Raw genomic sequence first — 16,489 nt, 5'->3', positions numbered from 1 at the left:
TCAATCTTCGCTCTCAAGCAGTTTGACTTGCTGGCCGTCTTGAAGAAACGACACCCCAGCCGAGGCGATGCGATCCCCTTCGCTAAGCCCGTCAATCACGATGATGGAGTTTTCACTGATGCCGCCCACCTGCACCTCGCGTCGCTTGACCGTGGAGGATGCAGGATCAAACACATAGATCGGTACGTTGCCATTGCCCGGCTGGCCACTGGCCCCATCCAGGATGGCAGCGGTAAGCGGGATTGTGAAACCTTCTGCCGCTGGCAATGGAAAGCGCAATGAGGCTTCGACAGCCATCCCCGCCTTCAGGAGGGGATGCTGATCCCGAAGCTCCAAGACAATGGGAAAGCTGGAGACCGCATCCGCGCGTGAGCCGATTTCAGTGACCACTGCGGCAAGCTCAATGTCGGGACGGTCTGCCAGCCGCACCAGGGCTTCTTTGCCGACCACCAATTGGTTCACTGTGTCAAAACTTACGGAAAAGGCGACTTCAAAACTGTTTTCAGGATAGATCGTGGCGATGGGGGCGCCCACACTGACCGACGCGAAGGACTGTACCTCAACAGAGCTGACAATGGCATCAAAGGGCGCTGTCAGCACGGCCTTGCCGAGGTTTTCCACCGCACTGTCGAATGATCTTTGCGCCTGGACCAAAGAAGCAGCTGTCGTTTCCACCTGCGTCAACGCATCGTCCACCGCAACCTGGGTGGTTGAGCCGCGCTCCAACAGCTGTTGCTGACGCTCATAGGTGCTTTGGGCGTTCCTGGCTGCCGCCTCTGCCTGATCGACGGCGGCCTCTGCCGTCTCCACCTGAAGCTCCAGTGATGTTTGATCAAGGCGCGCAATTTCATCCCCTGCGCTTAACCGCTGCCCAACGGCCAGCCCGATGTGCCCCAGCTTGCCGCCCACTTCGAATGAGATCGGGGTCAGCTCAGACGCTTCAAGAACGGCGGGAAAACGACGTTCGCTGCTGTCTTCGCTTTTGGAAACAAGATGGGTCTTCAGCCCGCGCACCAGCGTTTCGGCTTCGGTTTCTTCTTCATCGCATGCAACAAGTGCAAGAGACACGGCCAGCAGTATGGCAAAACGCATGGGGAAATTCCTGTCCTGTTATATCAAACCGATACCAGCCAGGCCGCGAAGCGAGAAGGTCAAATGCGCAAATTTACATATCATCGCTGGAGCCGCGGGTGGCGCACCCCACCTGACAGGCGGCACCGCCGAGGATGCTGCGGAACGCGCGTTAGAACGTCGCCGACAGCTTATCCGTGATCCTGGTGAGCATGGCGACGTCAATATCGCCCAGCACCATATAGCCAAACTGCCCATCGCTCCAATGCGCGGTTTGCAGGCCGGACAGGGTTCTAAGCTGCGGGGCCTTTTGCTGATTGTTGGCCAAAGACAGGATGCAGAACGCAACTGGCATGCCCGCATCAGAGGCAAAGACAATCTGCACCAAAGGGGTGCCTTCAAAACTCAGGATTTGAGCGCGGCGCAGGTCAAGGCCATCCACGGTTGAGACATCATCCGCCGAAATCTCGCGTCCCAAAGCGGCACTGGCACGGGCGAATTGCGCATCCAGCGCCTTGGCGTCGATGTCGATATGCTGAACGGTCTGGGGGCCATAAAGGGCCTGATAGATGGCGACCTGTTCCTGCCACCCCAGCGCGGCCGGCACTGGTGCCGTCAGATTGGCCAGGCCAAACCCCACAGCGCCCGACGCCGCAGCAATACCGCCTGCCAGAAAGAACCGGCGGGTGGGCGCGGCGGGCTGGGACGCATCAGGCATCAATGCCTCAAGCCGCCTATCAGATGGCACCGTTTCAAAAGCAGCGCCCACAACAGGGCGCAGGGTTTCCATCGCAAGCAGTTGCGCCTCAAGCTCGGGATCCACCTCAAGACGGCGCTCCAACGCTTCAGCTTCCTGCGGCTCAAGTGATCCGTCCAAATAGGACCGCAACTGCGTATCTGAATATCCCATCAGCTTTTCTGTCCCGTCTGTATCCCTGCCCCAGGCTCGGCCAAGGGGCGCAACTTTTACGCGCCGCGTGCAGGCGGCTCATGATTGTACCCACGGGAACCTCTAGGATTTCCGCAGCCTCCCGATAACTGTGACCTTCGACAAACACCAGCACCACAACTTCTCTTTGCGCCTCTGGCAATGCCATCACTTCTGTAAACACTTCACGGGCGAAAATATTCGTCTCTGATGTGCTGATTTGTTGCGGCATGTCCGCTTCGGGCGTTGTGTCGAGCGATTGCGCGCGTCGAATGGCGCGCGATCTGACTTCATTCAGCCAGATGGATCGGCAAATGGTCATAAACCACGCATCCAGCCGATCCGTTGATGTGACCTGCTGATAGCGCTCAAGCGCGCGCACACAAGTTGCCTGGGTCAAATCATCGGCCAGATCGGGTGAGCCGGACAGGGCAAAGCCATAGCGCCAGATAGACTTCAGGTGCTTTTGCAATGCCCGTCTGACCTGCGTTTCTAAATTTCTTTTGCCGAACATCGAATAGATTGGCCGCCTGGTGTGTTTCCATTGTGAGCATAGCAACGAACGACCACGCTCAACCACACATTTTCGGGAGGATCCAATGAAACCACTACTTTTTGCAGCAACCATCATGTCCCTGATCGCAGGCCCCACTTTCGCAGGGGGCTGGAAGCTGGACAGTGATGCATCCAAAATCGCCTTTGCATCTATCAAGAATGATTACGTAGGCGAGGTGCACACCTTCCAAACATTGTCTGGCACAGTATCTGATGCGGGCGTGGCCGAGATTGCGATTGATCTTTCCTCCGTTGAAACGCTGATCGACATCCGCAACGAACGGATGGCGGAACATGTGTTCAAAATGATCCCCTCCGCGCGCCTGACTGCAGAGCTTGACCTGTCAGACGCCAAAGAACTGGCCGTCGGGGACATGATGACCACCGAGGTTGATGCGGTGTTGTCATTGGTTGGCACCGAAGTGGACGTCACAACGGAAATGGTCGTTGTGCGCCTAAGCGAAAGCCGCGTGATGGTGATGTCCAACGACATGGCGTTTCTCGAAGCGGACACTGCAGGCATTGATGAAGGTATCGACACGCTGCAAGAGCTGGCCGGGCTCGACATGATCGCCCGTGCGGTTCCTGTGACGGTCCGGTTTGTCTTTGACGCAAGCTAACCCGAATGTGTCTTAACGAGTGTTTTGGCCCCGCCAGCCATTGGCGTCGGGGCCATTTTTGGGCGCGCGCGCCGGCATCAATGCCCTGTGCCTAGATCTGGTGCTGGGCTTTCACGTAGTCCATGACGTCGGCGCGCACTGACATTTCGCCGCGGTGGCGCGCATCATAGATGATCTTGCGCACCTCATTCAGGTCGCACCTGCGCAGCAGGCTTTTGACAGGCCCGATGGAGGCCGGGCGCATCGACAAGCTGCGAAAGCCAATTGCGGCCAGGCACAAGGCCTCAACCGGGCGGCCTGCGTCTTCTCCGCAGAACGACAACAAGGTGTTGGTATCAGCACAACGCTCAACAACGCCCTCCAGGAAGGACAGGAAGCTAACATTCAGGGTGTCATAGCGCCGCCGCACCCGTTCATTTTCACGGTCCGCAGCAAAAAAGAACTGCTTCAGATCGTTGCCGCCGATGGACAGGAACTCCACCTCTTCGAAGAACTTCTTGGGCGCAAAGGCCAGGCTGGGTGTTTCCAGCATGGCACCCACTTCCAACTTGGAGGGCAGCACATGGCCCAGCTTTTTCTCACGCTCCATGGTTTTATCCACTTCGCGGCGGGCCGCGCGAAATTCTTCAAACTGGGCGACAAAGGGGAACATGATCGTCAGGGGCCGCCCATTAGCCGCCCGCATCAGCGCCTGCAACTGCATCCGCATCACGCCAGGCTTGTCCAGGCCCACCCGAATGGCGCGCCACCCCAGCGCTGGGTTCGGCTCATCATTGGGTTTCATATAGGGCAGCACCTTGTCTGACCCGATGTCCAAGGTGCGAAATACCACGCGCTTGCCCCCTGCGGCATCCAGAACCCGCGCATAAAGCGCCGAAAGTTCTGACCGTTTGGGCATCTGGTTGCGCACCAGGAACTGTAGCTCTGTCCGAAAAAGCCCAACGCCTTCGGCGCCTGACCCGCTCAGCGACGGCAGATCTGCCATCAGGCCTGCGTTCATCTGCAGCGATACCGTGTTGCCGCAGATCGTCTGGGCGGGCAGGTTCAAAATGGAGGCATAGCGTTCTTGTGCTGCGGCCTGCATGGCTATCTTTTCGCGGAAAGCCGATGCCACAGTGTCATCGGGGCGCAGGTGCACGATACCTTGTTCGCCGTCCACCATGATATGGTCGCCGTTCAGTGCATCATTGGTGATACGTCCCGCATGGACCACCAGCGGAATGGCCAGCGCACGCGCCACAATCGCAGCATGCGACCCGACAGAGCCGCCATCCAGCACGATCCCTTTCAGCTTGCGGCCATATTCCAACAGCTCAGCAGGGCCGATGTTGCGGGCCACCAGAATGGGATCGGCAGGCAATTCAGCGCCTGTATCGCTGCCCTGCCCGGTCAGGATGCGCAACAGGCGGTTTGACAGATCATCCAGATCACTGAGGCGTTCGCGCAGATAGGAATCTGATGATTGGCTCATCCGGGCGCGGGCCAGCGATTGTTCTTTTTCAACCGCCGCCTCTGCTGAGAGGCCACTTTGGATGTCTTCGACCATGCGCCGCATCCAGCCTTTGGAATTGGCAAACATCCGGTAGGTTTCAATCACCTGCTGCTGTTCGGCATCGCCTGCTGCCATGGTCAGCATCTGGTCCACGCTGACCCGAAGCTGGTCCACTGCTTCGGTCAGACGCTTTTCTTCTTGCACAGGATCATCGGCAATCGGGTTTGAGACGACTACACGCGGTTCATGCAGCCAGACATGGCCCTCTGCCACGCCCTCTTGTGCGACGGTGCCGCGGGCCAGCACAGGTTGCGAATGGCGCGCAGACATCGCGGCCCCTTCGCCCACAAAGGCACCCAGCTCTGTCATCTCGGCCAGCACCATGGCCACGACTTCCAGCGCATACACCTCATCGGCTGAGAATTCGCGCGCGGTTTTCGACTGTACCACCAAGACGCCCAACGTTTCACCCAGCCGTTGGATGGGAACGCCCAAGAAGCTGGAGTAAATCTCTTCTCCGGTTTCAGGCATAAAGCGGAAACCGGGCGCTTGCGGTGCATCAGGCGTGTTCACCACACGGCGCCGTTTGGCCACGCGCCCGACCAGACCTTCGCCCAGTTTCATGCGGGTCTGGTGCACGGCCTCTGCGTTCAAACCTTCTGTTGCACAAAGCTCAAGCGTGTCTTCATCGCGGAAAAGATAGATTGAGCACACCTCGCATCCCATAGAGGTTGCGATCAGATGGGTGATCTTGTTCAGCCGCGCTTGGCCCGCATCCTCGCCCGCCATTGCATCGCGCAAGCGGCCAAGGAGCTTGCGGCTTTCTGTTTCTGTGCGCTCTGCCATCGCGCCCATCCCTCTTGGTTCAACAAGAGCTTAGAACACAGACAGCACTAAAGCGAAACGGGAATTATGCCGTCTTTCCATTTGTTAAGCGCGGCGACACTGGCATTCGCCCAGCTGCCTTCTTATTTATCATATGCAGACAGACGAAAGGACGGCGATGCCCCTTGTACTTCTTTTTCTTGTTTCAGTTGCCCTGACGTTTTTCACTTTCAAGGACGCGCAAGCGCGTGGCATGAACGCCAAAGGCTGGGCGCTGATGGTTTTGCTGAGTTCAGGATTGGGTTTGCCCGTCTACCTGTTGGCCCGCAGACCCAAGGCCGCGTGACAGAAACAGTTCTGCGCTTACGCCGCTTTGTCCAATTCAAAGGCGTCGTGCAGCGCCTGAACGGCCAGTTCCATGTACTTGCGGTCGATCAGGACGGAGATTTTGATCTCTGAGGTGGTGATGACCTGGATGTTGATCCGCTCATCCGACAAGACCTGGAACATCTTGGCCGCCACACCGGTGTGGCTGCGCATGCCGATGCCCACAACGGAAACTTTGGCCACGTTGGTATCCGCCAGCATGTCAGCAAAGTTGATCACGCCGCCTTCTTTGGCCTCCAACATCGCCTTTTCCGCGCGTTTGACCTGATCCACAGGGCAAGACCACGTCATATCGGTGCGCCCGTCTTCGGAGATGTTCTGAACGATCATATCTACGTTCACCCCCGCATCTGAGAGCGCGGTAAAGATCAGCGCCGCGATGCCGGGCCGGTCTGCCACGGAAACCAGCGTCATCTTTGCCTCTTCGCGGCTGAACGCCACGCCTGCAACAACATTGCTTTCCATGATTTCCTCCTCATCGCAGACCAAGGTACCTGCGGTGTCTGATTGTTCTTCAAAGCTGGAAAGCACGCGCAGCTTCACCTTATAGCGCATGGCCAGCTCAACGGAACGGGTCTGAAGCACTTTGGCCCCCAGGGACGCCAGTTCCAGCATTTCCTCAAAAGCGATCTTATCCAGTTTGCGCGCTTTGGCTTCCACGCGCGGGTCGGTGGTATAGACGCCGTCCACATCGGTGTAGATGTCACAGCGCTCCGCCTCAAAAGCGGCAGCAAAGGCCACGGCAGTGGTGTCAGAGCCACCGCGCCCCAACGTTGTGATCCGGCCCTCTGGGCTGACGCCCTGAAAGCCAGCAACCACGGCCACCCGCATGCCTTCGCCGAACTTGGCTGTGATATTATCTGTCGGAATTTCTTCGATCCGTGCGGCGGAATGCGCTGAGGTGGTTTTCACCGGCACTTGCCAGCCCTGCCAGGACCGCGCGGGGACGTCCATTTCTTGCAGCGTCAGCGCCATCAACCCGGCAGTCACATTCTCACCTGAGGAGACGACCGCATCATATTCACGCGCATCATACAGCGGGGAGGTTTCATTCACCCAGCCCACAAGCTCATTGGTTTTGCCAGACATCGCAGAGACGATGACAATCACGTCATAGCCCTTGGCCACCTCAACGCCTACGCGCTTGGCGGCCCGCTTGATCCGGTCCAACGTGGCCACCGAGGTGCCACCAAATTTCATGACGAGAACTGGCATGTCTCTCCGCCCATTTCCGTTGCGCGCCGTTTACGCGCAACCCAGGCGAAGGGCAAGCGATCGGGCTTCTTTTGAGATAAATGAATTGCCGGGTGGGCAAGGATTAATCGACCTGGGCTTTGGTCAGCGATGGCTGTGCGTGCCACCGCAGATCCGCTTAGTAGGCGTGTGCGCGCCCATCCCAGGTTTCAAAACACCCGGTGGTGTCCATGCCAAGCGCATCAAAGCGCGCGACCAAACCCTGGACCGCCTCATCGGTGGTGATGTCAGCGGCAGCGCCGCCCATGTCCGTCTGCACCCAGCCAGGGTGATAGATGCCCACCGCAATCCCGTCGCTCTGCAGGTCAGAGGCAAGGTTGCGGCCCAGGTTCAGCGCCGCCGCTTTTGACGCGCGGTAGATATAGCTGCCCCCAGGCGCTCGGGTATGCGAGGCCATCTGCGACGAGATAATCGCGATTTTGGCACCCGAGGCCCGGCGCAGATGCGGCAACAGGGTTTGCACGGTCAGGAACACACCGGTGACATTGACCGCAAAGGTCTGCGCCCACAGATCCGCGCTGTAGCCGGTATCCAGGTCCTGGCCTTTGTCCAGATAGACCCCGGCGTTGCACACCAGAAGGTCAATCGCCCGGTCGCCCACAGCCTCTGCCATTTCGGCATGACTGGCAGGATGGGTGACATCCAACTGCACCTGCGCGGCCACGGAGCGGCCTGTGCCAATCACCGTCTCACCACGCGCGCTGTACGCTTCGGCCAGCCCGGCACCAATGCCGCGGCTCGCGCCTGTAATCAATACTGTCATAAATTAGGTCATTTTCTGTTTGGGTCTGAAAGGCAGCGGCATTAACGGCACGCCGTCCTCAACCAGTTCTTTCGCCTGATCAAGCCGCGCCTCGCCATAGATAGAGCGTTCTGGTTTTTCGCCCAGATGCATGGCGCGGGCTTCATCCGCGAAACTTTCGCCGACGTAATCGGAGGTGGATTCGACTTTTTCGCGCAACGCCTCAATGGCCTGCGCCACTTCTTCGTTGGGCGCACTCAGTACCGGTTTGGTATCGGGCTCGGATGCCTTCGCGGGCACCTGCACGCGCGGGGCCATCAGCGCCTTGCTGACCTTGGCACTGCCACAGATGGCACAGCTAAGATGGCCAGACTGCGCCAAAGCGTCATAGGCGGCAGCCGATTTGAACCAGCTGTCGGTTTCATGCCCTTGGTCACATTTCAACGTGTACTGTATCATGCGGTATACGAAGTCTCTGTCCTGTCTGTAGAAAACACATGGCGTTCCAACCCGCTTAGGTCAAGCATGGCGGCGGTTGTCTCTGGGATCAAATCCGGTGATCAGCCGCCCCAACTCAGGCTCTGCCACCAGTTTGGCCGCCTTTTTGCGCGACACCCAGCGGCGCTTGCGCTGGCCACGTTCGGGGAATTTATCCGCCAGCGACTTTACCAAAACCGGGTAGAGCATGACCATGCAATAGATGTTTTCGTCATCCGAGATGTGTTTGCCGTAAGTATAAACCCCAACGCTTGTCTCATGCGCTTTGCCGATCACGCCCGCCTCCTCCCAGGCTTCGCGCAGGGCAGATTGGGCAGGCGTTTTGCCGTCCATCGGCCAGCCCTTGGGCATGATCCACCGCTTTGAGCGGCGCGAGGTGATGACCAAAACCTGCACCTTGCCCTGCCGCACGCGGTAGCAAAGTGCTGCAAACTGCGTGCGCACGTCGCCCTTTGCAGCGCCCAACAGTGACAGCTTTGGTTGTCTGGTCATCATAGATCCCTTGCGGCCCGTTGTTGACAAACATGACCGTCCCTGCCCCAAACGACAAGTCATCGCCCGCCATTGTCCTTGTTCCCCCGACACGCATGACTAATAGTGCAGCCGATGGGACGATTGACTGTACTTTTTGCCAGTATTCTGGGGCTTATGCTGCCTGCGCCCCTCTTGCGCGCAGAGATAGCGGTGTTCGCCGCCGCCAGCCTGCAAGGCGCGCTGACCGAAATCGCCGCCACTTATGATCAGCCGGTGCGTCTGTCCTTCGCCGGGTCCGGCACCATCGCGCGCCAGGTTGCGGCGGGTGCGCCTGTGGATGCGGTTGTGCTGGCCCATCCGGTGTGGATGGACTGGCTTGTCCAGCGCGGCAATCTGCTGTCAAGCAGACCTGTTTCGGTGGCTGGCAATAGGCTCGTGCTCATCGCGCCTGGCAGTGCAGATGACATGCAAGGTTTGGACGCGCTGCCCGGCCGTCTGGGGCAAGACCGGCTGGCCATGGGGCAACGGGATGCGGTGCCTGCGGGCATCTATGCCCGGCAATGGCTGGAACGCGCGGGCCAGTGGGACGCGGTCCGTCCCCAGTTGGCCGAAACCGATAATGTTCGCGCGGCGCTGACCTTGGTGGCGCGGGGTGAGGCCCCCTTTGGGATCGTCTATGCCACTGATGCCGCCGCAACCTCTGATGTGACAACGCTTTTGACCGCCCCCCGCGATGCGCATGACCCCATTCGCTATCCGGCTGCGGCCCTTACCCCTGCAGGCCAGGCCTTTGTGACGCATCTGCAAGGTGCCGATGCGGTGCAAATCCTGCAGCGCCACGGTTTTACGGAGCCGCCAGAATGACGCCAGATGCCGCAGCTTGGGAGGCGTTGCGCCTGTCGCTTTGGGTGGCGTGCTGGGCGACGGTTCTGGCCGTGCCGTTTGCGCTGTGGATCGCCTGGATCCTGGCCCGCTGGCAGTTTCGCGGCAAAGCCCTGCTGAGCGCGCTGGTGCATCTGCCCTTGGTGCTGCCGCCGGTTGTCACAGGCTATCTGTTGCTGCTGAGCTTCGGACGCACAGCCCCTTTGGGCCGCGCGTTGGAAAGCGTTGGGATCACGTTGGCCTTTCACTGGTCAGGGGCCGTCTTGGCCGCGATCATCATGGGGTTTCCGTTGATGGTCCGTGCGATGCGGCTGGCGATTGAGGCGGTGGATCCCAAGCTGGAAGAGGCCGCCGCAACGCTTGGCGCGCCCTCCTATGCCATCTTTGGCAGGGTCACACTGCCCTTGATCCTGCCCGGCATTCTGGCGGGGTCCGTCATGGGCTTTGCCAAGGCCATGGGTGAATTTGGTGCCACGATCACCTTTGTGGCCAACATCCCCGGCCAGACCCAGACGCTGCCCAGCGCGATCTGGGCCGCACTGCAAATACCGGGCGGGGAAAGTGCCGCACTCATCATGGTGGTGATGGCAACGCTAACGGCTGTTGGTGCCGTGCTGCTGTCAGAAGCCTTGGCCAAACGCGTGGCCGCAAAGATTGGCGCGCCATGATGCTGACGGTTGATATCACGCATCGGTTTGAAGGCTTTCAGCTTGCCACCCAGTTTGAAGCGGGCGGCGGGATCACGGCGCTCTTTGGCCGCTCGGGCGCTGGCAAATCGACGGTAGTGAACGCCGTGGCGGGCCTGCTGCGGCCTGATGCGGGGCGGATCACCCTGAACGAAGAGGTCCTGTTTGACGCAAGCGCAGGGGTTTTTCAGAAACCTGCGCAGCGCAGGTTGGGCTATGTATTCCAAGATGCACGCCTTTTTCCTCACCTTACTGTGGCGCAGAACCTGATGTTTGGCCGGCGCTATGCGCCTGCGGGCAGCGTAGGGCCTGAGATGCCGGAAGTGGTGGACCTGCTTGGTCTCAGCTCACTGCTGAACCGTCAGCCGCTCGCCCTGTCAGGCGGGGAAAAACAGCGGGTTGCCTTGGGCCGCGCCCTGCTGAGCAATCCGCGCATGTTGTTAATGGATGAGCCGCTGGCCAGTCTTGATGCGCAGCGCAAGCAAGAGATTTTGCCCTATCTGGAACGGCTGCGGGATGGGCCGATGAAAATGCCCATCCTCTATGTCAGCCACGCGGTGGATGAGGTGGCCCGACTTGCCGACACGCTGGTCTTGCTGCGATCGGGGCAGGTCGCGCTGCATGGACCGATCTTTGACGTGATGTCTGATCCGACGGCCGTCCCGCTTTTGGGGGTTCGCGATGCAGGCGCCGTTGTGCAAGCCGTTGTTGAAGCGCATGAAAGCGACGGTCTTACCCGGCTGCGTTTGTCAGGCGGCGCGCTGTTGCTGCCCGGGCGCATCGCTGACGTTGGTGCCCGGCTGCGCCTGCGGGTTTTGGCCCAGGACGTGATGCTGGCCAAGGAGGCTCCGACGGGTCTGTCGGCCCTGAACGTGCTGCCTGCAACCGTTGAGACAATCTTTGAAGGCGACGGCCCCGGTGCCGCCGTGGCCCTGCGCGTGGGAGAAGACCGGCTGTTGGCCCGCGTGACGCGCCGCGCGGTGGCGGATCTGGGGTTGGCAGAAGGTCAGCAGTGTTTTGCCGTCATCAAAGCCACCAGCGTGGCCCCGGGCAGAATTGGCCGGTGATCACCGCTTGTCGCTCAGCCGCGCCATTTGCGCCTCAAGACGTTTGAGCAGATCAGGGTGCGGTACATCTGCGTCGATGGCCAGCTTGCGCAGGCCAAAATGCACATGGGCCACATCCTGATAGTAGCTGGTGTAGGCGTAGTTTGTCGCAGCCCCCGCCGCGGCCCCTAAGATGGGCACAGCACTGGGCGGCCAGTTTCTGGCCCAAGACCACCGCAAGCTTGGGTGCGATGGTGGCAATAATGCTTTGCATCGCTTTGCCCGAAAGCGCGATACGTGCGGAGAGAAAGCCCAGATCAGCCCCGTCATCGCCTGACAGCGGGCCGGCGGCTGCGAAAACCTGCACGCAGTCGAATTGCACGCTTTCTGCGGATGGATCGAAACCATGCTCAACTGCGACGCCCTGAATGACACGCAACAACAGCGTTGTGGTCACGGGCAATTCTGCCAAGGCGGTCGGCAGACCGCCTGCCCCGCCTGCGGCGCCTAAGGTGGTGGTGACCGCCTGGTTCAGCCAGCTTTTTTGATCAGGCACCAAGGAACGGCTGGAATGCGCGGCCTTCATCGCCTGACCTAAGGCAGAGATCGTGGCGCTTTCAAGGTTCTGGCGGACGCCTTGCGGCAGTTGGTCAATCAGGTTTTCCGCCGAGCCACCGATCAGGTTCAGCACTGAAATGCCCATGCCACCTGCACTCTTATAGCGTTTGGCCAATGCCTCAACCTCGGCGTCGAGGTCAATTTTTGTTGGCAATGTGGTGTCGATGTCCATGGCGCGGCCTTATCTGCTTACCCCCTAGATGTGGGCAGTCCGGTGGCTTGGGTCAATCCGTCCAGCGACAAACCTCTCCGGTGATGCCTTTCCAGGCACCGGGCAGCAGATCGCGGCCCAACACCCTTTCGGGGTTTGTGGGCGGGGGCATTTCAATGCCCGCAAGCCGTTGAAACCCGAAACGGCCATAATAGGGTTCATCGCCGACCAGCATCACCCTGTCCCACCCCAAGGGGCGCGCCAGTTGCAAGCTTTCTTCAATCAGCAACCGGCCCAGGCCCTCCCCTGTCGGGTGGGGTGCACAGCCACCGGCCCCAGCAGCAGCGCCGCAGCAGAGCCAATGCGCACTGGCCAATAGCGGATCGCCCCGCCCAGAATGCCTCCGGGGTCTCGTGCCACCAGGCTCAGGCCCGCCACCGCCGGAACATCCTCGCGTAGACGATAGGATGACAGCGCTTCGCGCCCCGGCGCAAAGCACAGATCATAAAGCGCCTCGACCTCCCAATAATCGGCATTGGTTTCAGGGGTGAGGTGGTACACGGATCGCGCTTTCTGGTTTGCAGTGGCGTCCGCCCTATCATGGGGGTAGTCACAGGTGCAAACCCTAAGGAAAACGCCATGTTCTACCGCCCCGCAGACGGACACCCCCTGCCCCATAATCCGTTCAACGCCATCGTAACACCCCGCCCCATTGGCTGGATTTCCACCCGCGACGCGGAGGGCCGGGACAACCTGGCACCCTATTCCTTTTTCAATGGCGTGGCTTACGTGCCACCGCAGGTGATGTTCGCCTCCACCGGCGTGAAAGAAGATGTGGACGGTACCAAAGACAGCGTGGCCAATATCCGTGACACGGGCGTCTTCTGCGTAAACGTGGTTGAATATGCCGCGCGCGATGCAATGAACGCCTCATCGGCGACACTGCCGCATGATACGGATGAATTCGCCCATGCGGGCATCGCCAAAGCCGAATGTGATGAGATTGCCTGTGCCCGTGTGGCAGATGCTCCGGCAAGTTTGGAATGCCGGATGACGCAGATCGTAAAGATCGAGGGGGCGGCAAACTATGTCGTCTTCGGTGAGGTGATTGGCGTCCATCTGCGCGATGATTGCATCGTGGATGGCCGATTTGACGTGCGCCAATATGCGCCGCTGTCCCGGCTGGGCTACCGCGATTACACCGCCGTACGGGAGGTGTTTGAGATCATCCGCCCCGATGACTGAGGGGGCGGCCCGTTCTAATGCCCGCCCAGCACCCCTGTGCGCACTGAGTAATCGACCGCCAGTGCGTAATCTGGATCATCATCGCTATCGACCATGAGGTGGCCCGCCTTGGTCAGCAGCTTGTGACAATCCCGGCTGAGGTGGCGCAGCATCACCCGCTTGCCCGCGTCTTCGTATTTGCCGGCAATCGCTTCAATCGCCTGCAGTGCGGATTGATCCACCACGCGGCTGTCGGCGAAATCAATGATCACCGTATCGGGGTCGCTTGCGACGGTGAAAAGTTCTGCAAAGCCATCTGAGGATCCAAAGAACAGGGGCCCGTGGATTTCATAGACCTTGGCCCCTTCTTCGGTCGTCGATTCGCGCGTTGTGGCGTTGATGCGCCGCGCGTTGTTCCAGGCATAGGCCAGCGCCGAGACGATCACACCCACCACCACGGCAACGGCAAGGTCTTCCAGCACGGTCACGACTGTCACCAGCAAGATCACAAATGCGTCCGTGCGCGGCACTTTGCGCAAGATCATGAGCGAGTTCCACGCAAAGGTGCCGATCACCACCATGAACATCACGCCGACCAATGCAGCGAGCGGGATCTGCTCAATCAGCGGAGCACCGACCAAGATGAAGAGAAGCAAGAACAAGGCCGCAGCAATGCCCGCGACCCGTGTACGGCCGCCGGATTTCACATTGATCATCGACTGGCCGATCATCGCACAGCCGCCCATGCCGCCGAAAAACCCGGTAACGGTGTTGGCCACACCCTGGGCCACACATTCCTGGCTGGCCCCACCGCGTGTGTTGGTCATATCCCCCACAAGGTTGAGGGTGAGGAGCGATTCAATCAGGCCAATCGCCGCCAGAATAACAGCGTAGGGCAAGATGATATAAAGTGTCTCAAGCGTGAAGGGGGCCAGCATCGTGCCATAAAGCCCTTCGCCCGTTCCAAAGGGGATATGCGGCATCGGCAGCCCGCCCTCAATTGAGGCCAGATCGCCCACACGCGGCACATCCATGCCGGTGAAAATCACCACGCCTGCGACAATGCCAATCCCTGCCAGCGGCGCGGGGATCACTTTGGTGATGCGCGGCATGACCCAGATGATCGCCATCGTGGCACCCACCAGCGCCAGCATCAGATAGAGCGGCATGCCTGTCAGCCATTCCCCGCCCCCCATGCCGTGGCCGGTGTTTTCCATGGTGCCGGGCACTTTGAACTGGCTCATCTGCGCCAGGAAAATCACGATCGCCAGACCATTCACAAACCCCAGCATCACCGGATGCGGCACCAGTCGGATGAACTTGCCCCACTGCATGACGCCCGCAAAAATCTGCAGCAATCCCATCAGGATTACGGTAGCAAAGAGGTATTCCACGCCGTGTTGCGCCACCAAGGCCACCATGACCACAGCCAGCGCACCGGTCGCGCCCGAAATCATGCCGGGCCGCCCGCCGATCAGCGCGGTAATCAACCCCACCAGGAACGCCGCATAAAGCCCCACCAGCGGGTGCACCCCGGCCACAAAGGCAAAGGCCACCGCCTCTGGCACCAGGGCCAGGGCAACGGTCAGGCCCGACAACAGCTCAATGCGCAGACGGCTTGCGGACAGCCCGTCTTCGGGCATCCAACGCAGATCGGTGACTTCGAGGTTTTTGGTAAAACTACGGAACGTGGGGCGGGCCATATGGCGTCCTTCGTGACTGGGCGAGAGAACCCCGCCGAACTGCAGGCGCAGCTATACCACTCTAAAGGTGAAGCCAAGGTGTGATCCGGCTTTGGCACGCCTCAAACCGCGTGAATGCCACAGGTCAGGGCCTATTCATCTCACACAACTGGTGTGACAGATTATCCTCGTGACAAGGCACATATGCCCAGGAACTCTTGTTGAATTTCAAATAGATGTAGCATTCCCGCTCGCGACATTGCTCTGCAATGCGCTGCCGGGCAGTGGCACACGGGGAGGATCCGTCAAATCTGAAGGACGACAAAGCAACGAAATGAATGGGTCCCGTGCCTAAGCATTAAGCGGCACAGCCTCATCACAGGATTGCGCAGCCTGAGGGCTTGCATGTGCGGCGATGCTCTGACTTGGTGGCGCAGAAACCTGCAGGCAGGTGAACCGACGGGAGAGTTCCACATGACCCAAACGAAAATTGCCGTCATTGGCGGCTCAGGCATTTATGACATTGACGGGTTGACCGGGGCCACCTGGACCACCGTTGAAACCCCTTGGGGCGCGCCTTCGGATGCGATCCTGACAGGGACGCTTGATGGGGTGGATATGGCGTTTCTGCCCCGGCATGGGCGCGGCCATGTGCACAGCCCCACTTCCGTCCCCTACCGCGCCAATATCGACGCACTGAAGCGGCTGGGGTGCACGGATGTGATATCAGTATCGGCGTGCGGATCGTTCCGCGAAGAAATGGCGCCAGGGGATTTTGTCATTGTTGATCAGTTCATTGACCGGACCTTCGCGCGGGAGAAATCCTTTTTCGGGACGGGCTGCGTGGCCCATGTGAGCGTGGCGCATCCCACTTGCCCGCGTTTGGGGGATGCCTGCGAAGTGGCCGCGAAAGATGCAAACATCAACGTGCATCGCGGTGGCACCTATCTGGCGATGGAAGGGCCGCAATTCTCAACACTGGCCGAATCCAAGATGTACCGCGAAAGCTGGGGGGCAGATGTGATTGGCATGACCAACATGCCCGAGGCCAAATTGGCCCGTGAGGCTGAGCTTTGTTACGCTTCCGTTGCGATGATCACAGATTACGACAGCTGGCATCCCGATCATGGAGAGGTGGATGTGACGCAGATCATCGCCACACTGATGGGCAATGCGGATAAGGCGCGCGCCTTGGTGGGCCGGTTGCCAGCCCTGTTGGGCCCGGAACGGGAGCTTTGCCCGCACGGATGTGACCGCGCGCTTGAATTTGCGGTGATCACTCAGCCTGAGGCGCGCGACCCGTCGGTGGTGGCCAAGCTGGATGCGGTCGCCGGTCGTGTCCTGGGGAGATGAT

General features: G+C 59.8%; 16 protein-coding genes and 2 pseudogenes. 7 read left to right on the top strand and 11 right to left on the bottom strand.

The features are described from left to right. The 3 genes from ACZ1HM_RS06795 to ACZ1HM_RS06785 form a co-directional block, all read right to left on the bottom strand. Positions 1 to 1,092: an efflux RND transporter periplasmic adaptor subunit gene (locus ACZ1HM_RS06795; RefSeq protein WP_472742104.1), complete on the bottom strand. Its 1,092-nt coding sequence runs from the start codon at positions 1,090 to 1,092 to the stop codon at positions 1 to 3. A 151-nt stretch (positions 1,093 to 1,243) separates the two neighbouring features. Further along, entirely contained in the window at positions 1,244 to 1,981 is a 738-nt protein-coding gene (locus ACZ1HM_RS06790; RefSeq protein WP_472742103.1) for an anti-sigma factor family protein, read from the bottom strand. After that, entirely contained in the window at positions 1,932 to 2,630 is a 699-nt protein-coding gene (locus ACZ1HM_RS06785) for an RNA polymerase sigma factor (protein WP_472742102.1), read from the bottom strand. Before ACZ1HM_RS06785 ends, ACZ1HM_RS06790 begins: the two co-directional genes overlap by 50 nt. Between ACZ1HM_RS06785 and ACZ1HM_RS06780 the strand changes: the two genes are divergently transcribed. Further along, on the top strand, positions 2,599 to 3,174 hold the full coding sequence (locus tag ACZ1HM_RS06780) for a YceI family protein (RefSeq protein WP_472742101.1): 576 nt from the start codon (positions 2,599 to 2,601) through the stop codon (positions 3,172 to 3,174). The two genes, ACZ1HM_RS06785 and ACZ1HM_RS06780, sit on opposite strands and share 32 nt — an antisense overlap. Positions 3,175 to 3,265: 91 nt before the next feature. Here ACZ1HM_RS06780 and ptsP read toward each other — a convergent pair whose 3' ends face one another. After that, on the bottom strand, positions 3,266 to 5,512 hold the full coding sequence (ptsP, locus tag ACZ1HM_RS06775) for a phosphoenolpyruvate--protein phosphotransferase (protein WP_472742100.1): 2,247 nt from the start codon (positions 5,510 to 5,512) through the stop codon (positions 3,266 to 3,268). Positions 5,513 to 5,669: 157 nt separating this feature from the next. Between ptsP and ACZ1HM_RS06770 the strand changes: the two genes are divergently transcribed. Then, positions 5,670 to 5,837, top strand: a complete 168-nt coding sequence (locus tag ACZ1HM_RS06770; RefSeq protein WP_472742099.1) for a hypothetical protein — start codon at positions 5,670 to 5,672, stop codon at positions 5,835 to 5,837. A gap of 17 nt (positions 5,838 to 5,854) precedes the next feature. Here the strand turns inward: ACZ1HM_RS06770 and ACZ1HM_RS06765 are convergent, their stop codons facing one another. The 4 genes from ACZ1HM_RS06765 to ACZ1HM_RS06750 all read right to left on the bottom strand — a co-directional run bounded on the left by ACZ1HM_RS06765 (position 5,855) and on the right by ACZ1HM_RS06750 (position 8,864). Then, complete coding sequence (locus ACZ1HM_RS06765) at positions 5,855 to 7,093, bottom strand: aspartate kinase (protein ID WP_472742098.1); 1,239 nt, start codon at positions 7,091 to 7,093, stop codon at positions 5,855 to 5,857. A gap of 157 nt (positions 7,094 to 7,250) precedes the next feature. After that, positions 7,251 to 7,895 carry an SDR family oxidoreductase gene (locus ACZ1HM_RS06760; protein ID WP_472742097.1) on the bottom strand — a complete coding sequence of 215 codons (645 nt, stop codon included), beginning with the start codon at positions 7,893 to 7,895 and terminating at the stop codon, positions 7,251 to 7,253. A gap of 3 nt (positions 7,896 to 7,898) precedes the next feature. Next, positions 7,899 to 8,333 (bottom strand): DUF1178 family protein, encoded by a 435-nt coding sequence (locus ACZ1HM_RS06755; RefSeq protein ID WP_472742096.1) that lies wholly within the window; start codon positions 8,331 to 8,333, stop codon positions 7,899 to 7,901. A 60-nt stretch (positions 8,334 to 8,393) separates the two neighbouring features. Continuing rightward, positions 8,394 to 8,864: an NUDIX hydrolase gene (locus ACZ1HM_RS06750; RefSeq protein WP_472742095.1), complete on the bottom strand. Its 471-nt coding sequence runs from the start codon at positions 8,862 to 8,864 to the stop codon at positions 8,394 to 8,396. Positions 8,865 to 8,978: 114 nt separating this feature from the next. Here ACZ1HM_RS06750 and modA point away from each other — a divergent pair, with 114 nt between their 5' ends. Genes modA through modC form a run of 3 tightly spaced genes read left to right on the top strand, consistent with a single transcriptional unit; the run spans position 8,979 to position 11,481 of the window. After that, the gene (gene modA / locus ACZ1HM_RS06745; RefSeq protein WP_472742094.1) at positions 8,979 to 9,710 is read left to right on the top strand and encodes a molybdate ABC transporter substrate-binding protein; all 732 of its coding nucleotides are present in this window, start codon (positions 8,979 to 8,981) and stop codon (positions 9,708 to 9,710) included. Continuing rightward, positions 9,707 to 10,396 (top strand): molybdate ABC transporter permease subunit, encoded by a 690-nt coding sequence (modB, locus tag ACZ1HM_RS06740; protein WP_472742093.1) that lies wholly within the window; start codon positions 9,707 to 9,709, stop codon positions 10,394 to 10,396. The genes modA and modB overlap by 4 nt, the downstream gene beginning before the upstream one ends. Then, on the top strand, positions 10,393 to 11,481 hold the full coding sequence (gene modC, locus ACZ1HM_RS06735) for a molybdenum ABC transporter ATP-binding protein (protein ID WP_472742092.1): 1,089 nt from the start codon (positions 10,393 to 10,395) through the stop codon (positions 11,479 to 11,481). The genes modB and modC overlap by 4 nt, the downstream gene beginning before the upstream one ends. Here the strand turns inward: modC and ACZ1HM_RS06730 are convergent. Together ACZ1HM_RS06730 and ACZ1HM_RS06725 are read right to left on the bottom strand one after the other, a co-directional pair. Next, positions 11,482 to 12,250, bottom strand: a pseudogene (locus tag ACZ1HM_RS06730) (EcsC family protein). It lies immediately after the preceding gene. Positions 12,251 to 12,302: 52 nt separating this feature from the next. Then, positions 12,303 to 12,790, bottom strand: a pseudogene (locus ACZ1HM_RS06725) (GNAT family N-acetyltransferase). A gap of 78 nt (positions 12,791 to 12,868) precedes the next feature. Between ACZ1HM_RS06725 and ACZ1HM_RS06720 the strand changes: the two are divergent. Beyond that, a complete protein-coding gene (locus ACZ1HM_RS06720) occupies positions 12,869 to 13,474 on the top strand; it encodes a flavin reductase family protein (protein ID WP_472742091.1) in 606 nt (201 codons plus the stop codon). 14 nt (positions 13,475 to 13,488) lie between these two features. Here the strand turns inward: ACZ1HM_RS06720 and ACZ1HM_RS06715 are convergent, their stop codons facing one another. After that, positions 13,489 to 15,156, bottom strand: coding sequence for a SulP family inorganic anion transporter (locus ACZ1HM_RS06715; protein ID WP_472742090.1), 1,668 nt, complete (start codon positions 15,154 to 15,156; stop codon positions 13,489 to 13,491). A gap of 453 nt (positions 15,157 to 15,609) precedes the next feature. Here ACZ1HM_RS06715 and ACZ1HM_RS06710 point away from each other — a divergent pair, with 453 nt between their 5' ends. Continuing rightward, positions 15,610 to 16,488 carry an S-methyl-5'-thioadenosine phosphorylase gene (locus ACZ1HM_RS06710; protein ID WP_472742089.1) on the top strand — a complete coding sequence of 293 codons (879 nt, stop codon included), beginning with the start codon at positions 15,610 to 15,612 and terminating at the stop codon, positions 16,486 to 16,488. Position 16,489 lies beyond the last annotated feature (1 nt).

Source organism: Sulfitobacter sp. GN1-4, from assembly GCF_055693825.1.
Note: the sequence above shows the minus strand (reverse complement) of the source record. Positions and strands in the feature narration are given on the sequence as shown.

Bases quoted from the DNA above. Each gene is read 5' to 3' on its own strand.
- ACZ1HM_RS06795 (WP_472742104.1), bottom strand. From the start codon at position 1,092: ATGCGTTTTGCCATACTGCTGGCCGTGTCTCTTGCACTTGTTGCATGC.
- ACZ1HM_RS06790 (WP_472742103.1), bottom strand. From the start codon at position 1,981: ATGGGATATTCAGATACGCAGTTGCGGTCCTATTTGGACGGATCACTT.
- ACZ1HM_RS06780 (WP_472742101.1), top strand. From the start codon at position 2,599: ATGAAACCACTACTTTTTGCAGCAACCATCATGTCCCTGATCGCAGGC.
- ACZ1HM_RS06785 (WP_472742102.1), bottom strand. From the start codon at position 2,630: ATGATGGTTGCTGCAAAAAGTAGTGGTTTCATTGGATCCTCCCGAAAA.
- ptsP (WP_472742100.1), bottom strand. From the start codon at position 5,512: ATGGCAGAGCGCACAGAAACAGAAAGCCGCAAGCTCCTTGGCCGCTTG.
- ACZ1HM_RS06770 (WP_472742099.1), top strand. From the start codon at position 5,670: ATGCCCCTTGTACTTCTTTTTCTTGTTTCAGTTGCCCTGACGTTTTTC.
- ACZ1HM_RS06765 (WP_472742098.1), bottom strand. From the start codon at position 7,093: ATGCCAGTTCTCGTCATGAAATTTGGTGGCACCTCGGTGGCCACGTTG.
- ACZ1HM_RS06760 (WP_472742097.1), bottom strand. From the start codon at position 7,895: ATGACAGTATTGATTACAGGCGCGAGCCGCGGCATTGGTGCCGGGCTG.
- ACZ1HM_RS06755 (WP_472742096.1), bottom strand. From the start codon at position 8,333: ATGATACAGTACACGTTGAAATGTGACCAAGGGCATGAAACCGACAGC.
- ACZ1HM_RS06750 (WP_472742095.1), bottom strand. From the start codon at position 8,864: ATGACCAGACAACCAAAGCTGTCACTGTTGGGCGCTGCAAAGGGCGAC.
- modA (WP_472742094.1), top strand. From the start codon at position 8,979: ATGGGACGATTGACTGTACTTTTTGCCAGTATTCTGGGGCTTATGCTG.
- modB (WP_472742093.1), top strand. From the start codon at position 9,707: ATGACGCCAGATGCCGCAGCTTGGGAGGCGTTGCGCCTGTCGCTTTGG.
- modC (WP_472742092.1), top strand. From the start codon at position 10,393: ATGATGCTGACGGTTGATATCACGCATCGGTTTGAAGGCTTTCAGCTT.
- ACZ1HM_RS06720 (WP_472742091.1), top strand. From the start codon at position 12,869: ATGTTCTACCGCCCCGCAGACGGACACCCCCTGCCCCATAATCCGTTC.
- ACZ1HM_RS06715 (WP_472742090.1), bottom strand. From the start codon at position 15,156: ATGGCCCGCCCCACGTTCCGTAGTTTTACCAAAAACCTCGAAGTCACC.
- ACZ1HM_RS06710 (WP_472742089.1), top strand. From the start codon at position 15,610: ATGACCCAAACGAAAATTGCCGTCATTGGCGGCTCAGGCATTTATGAC.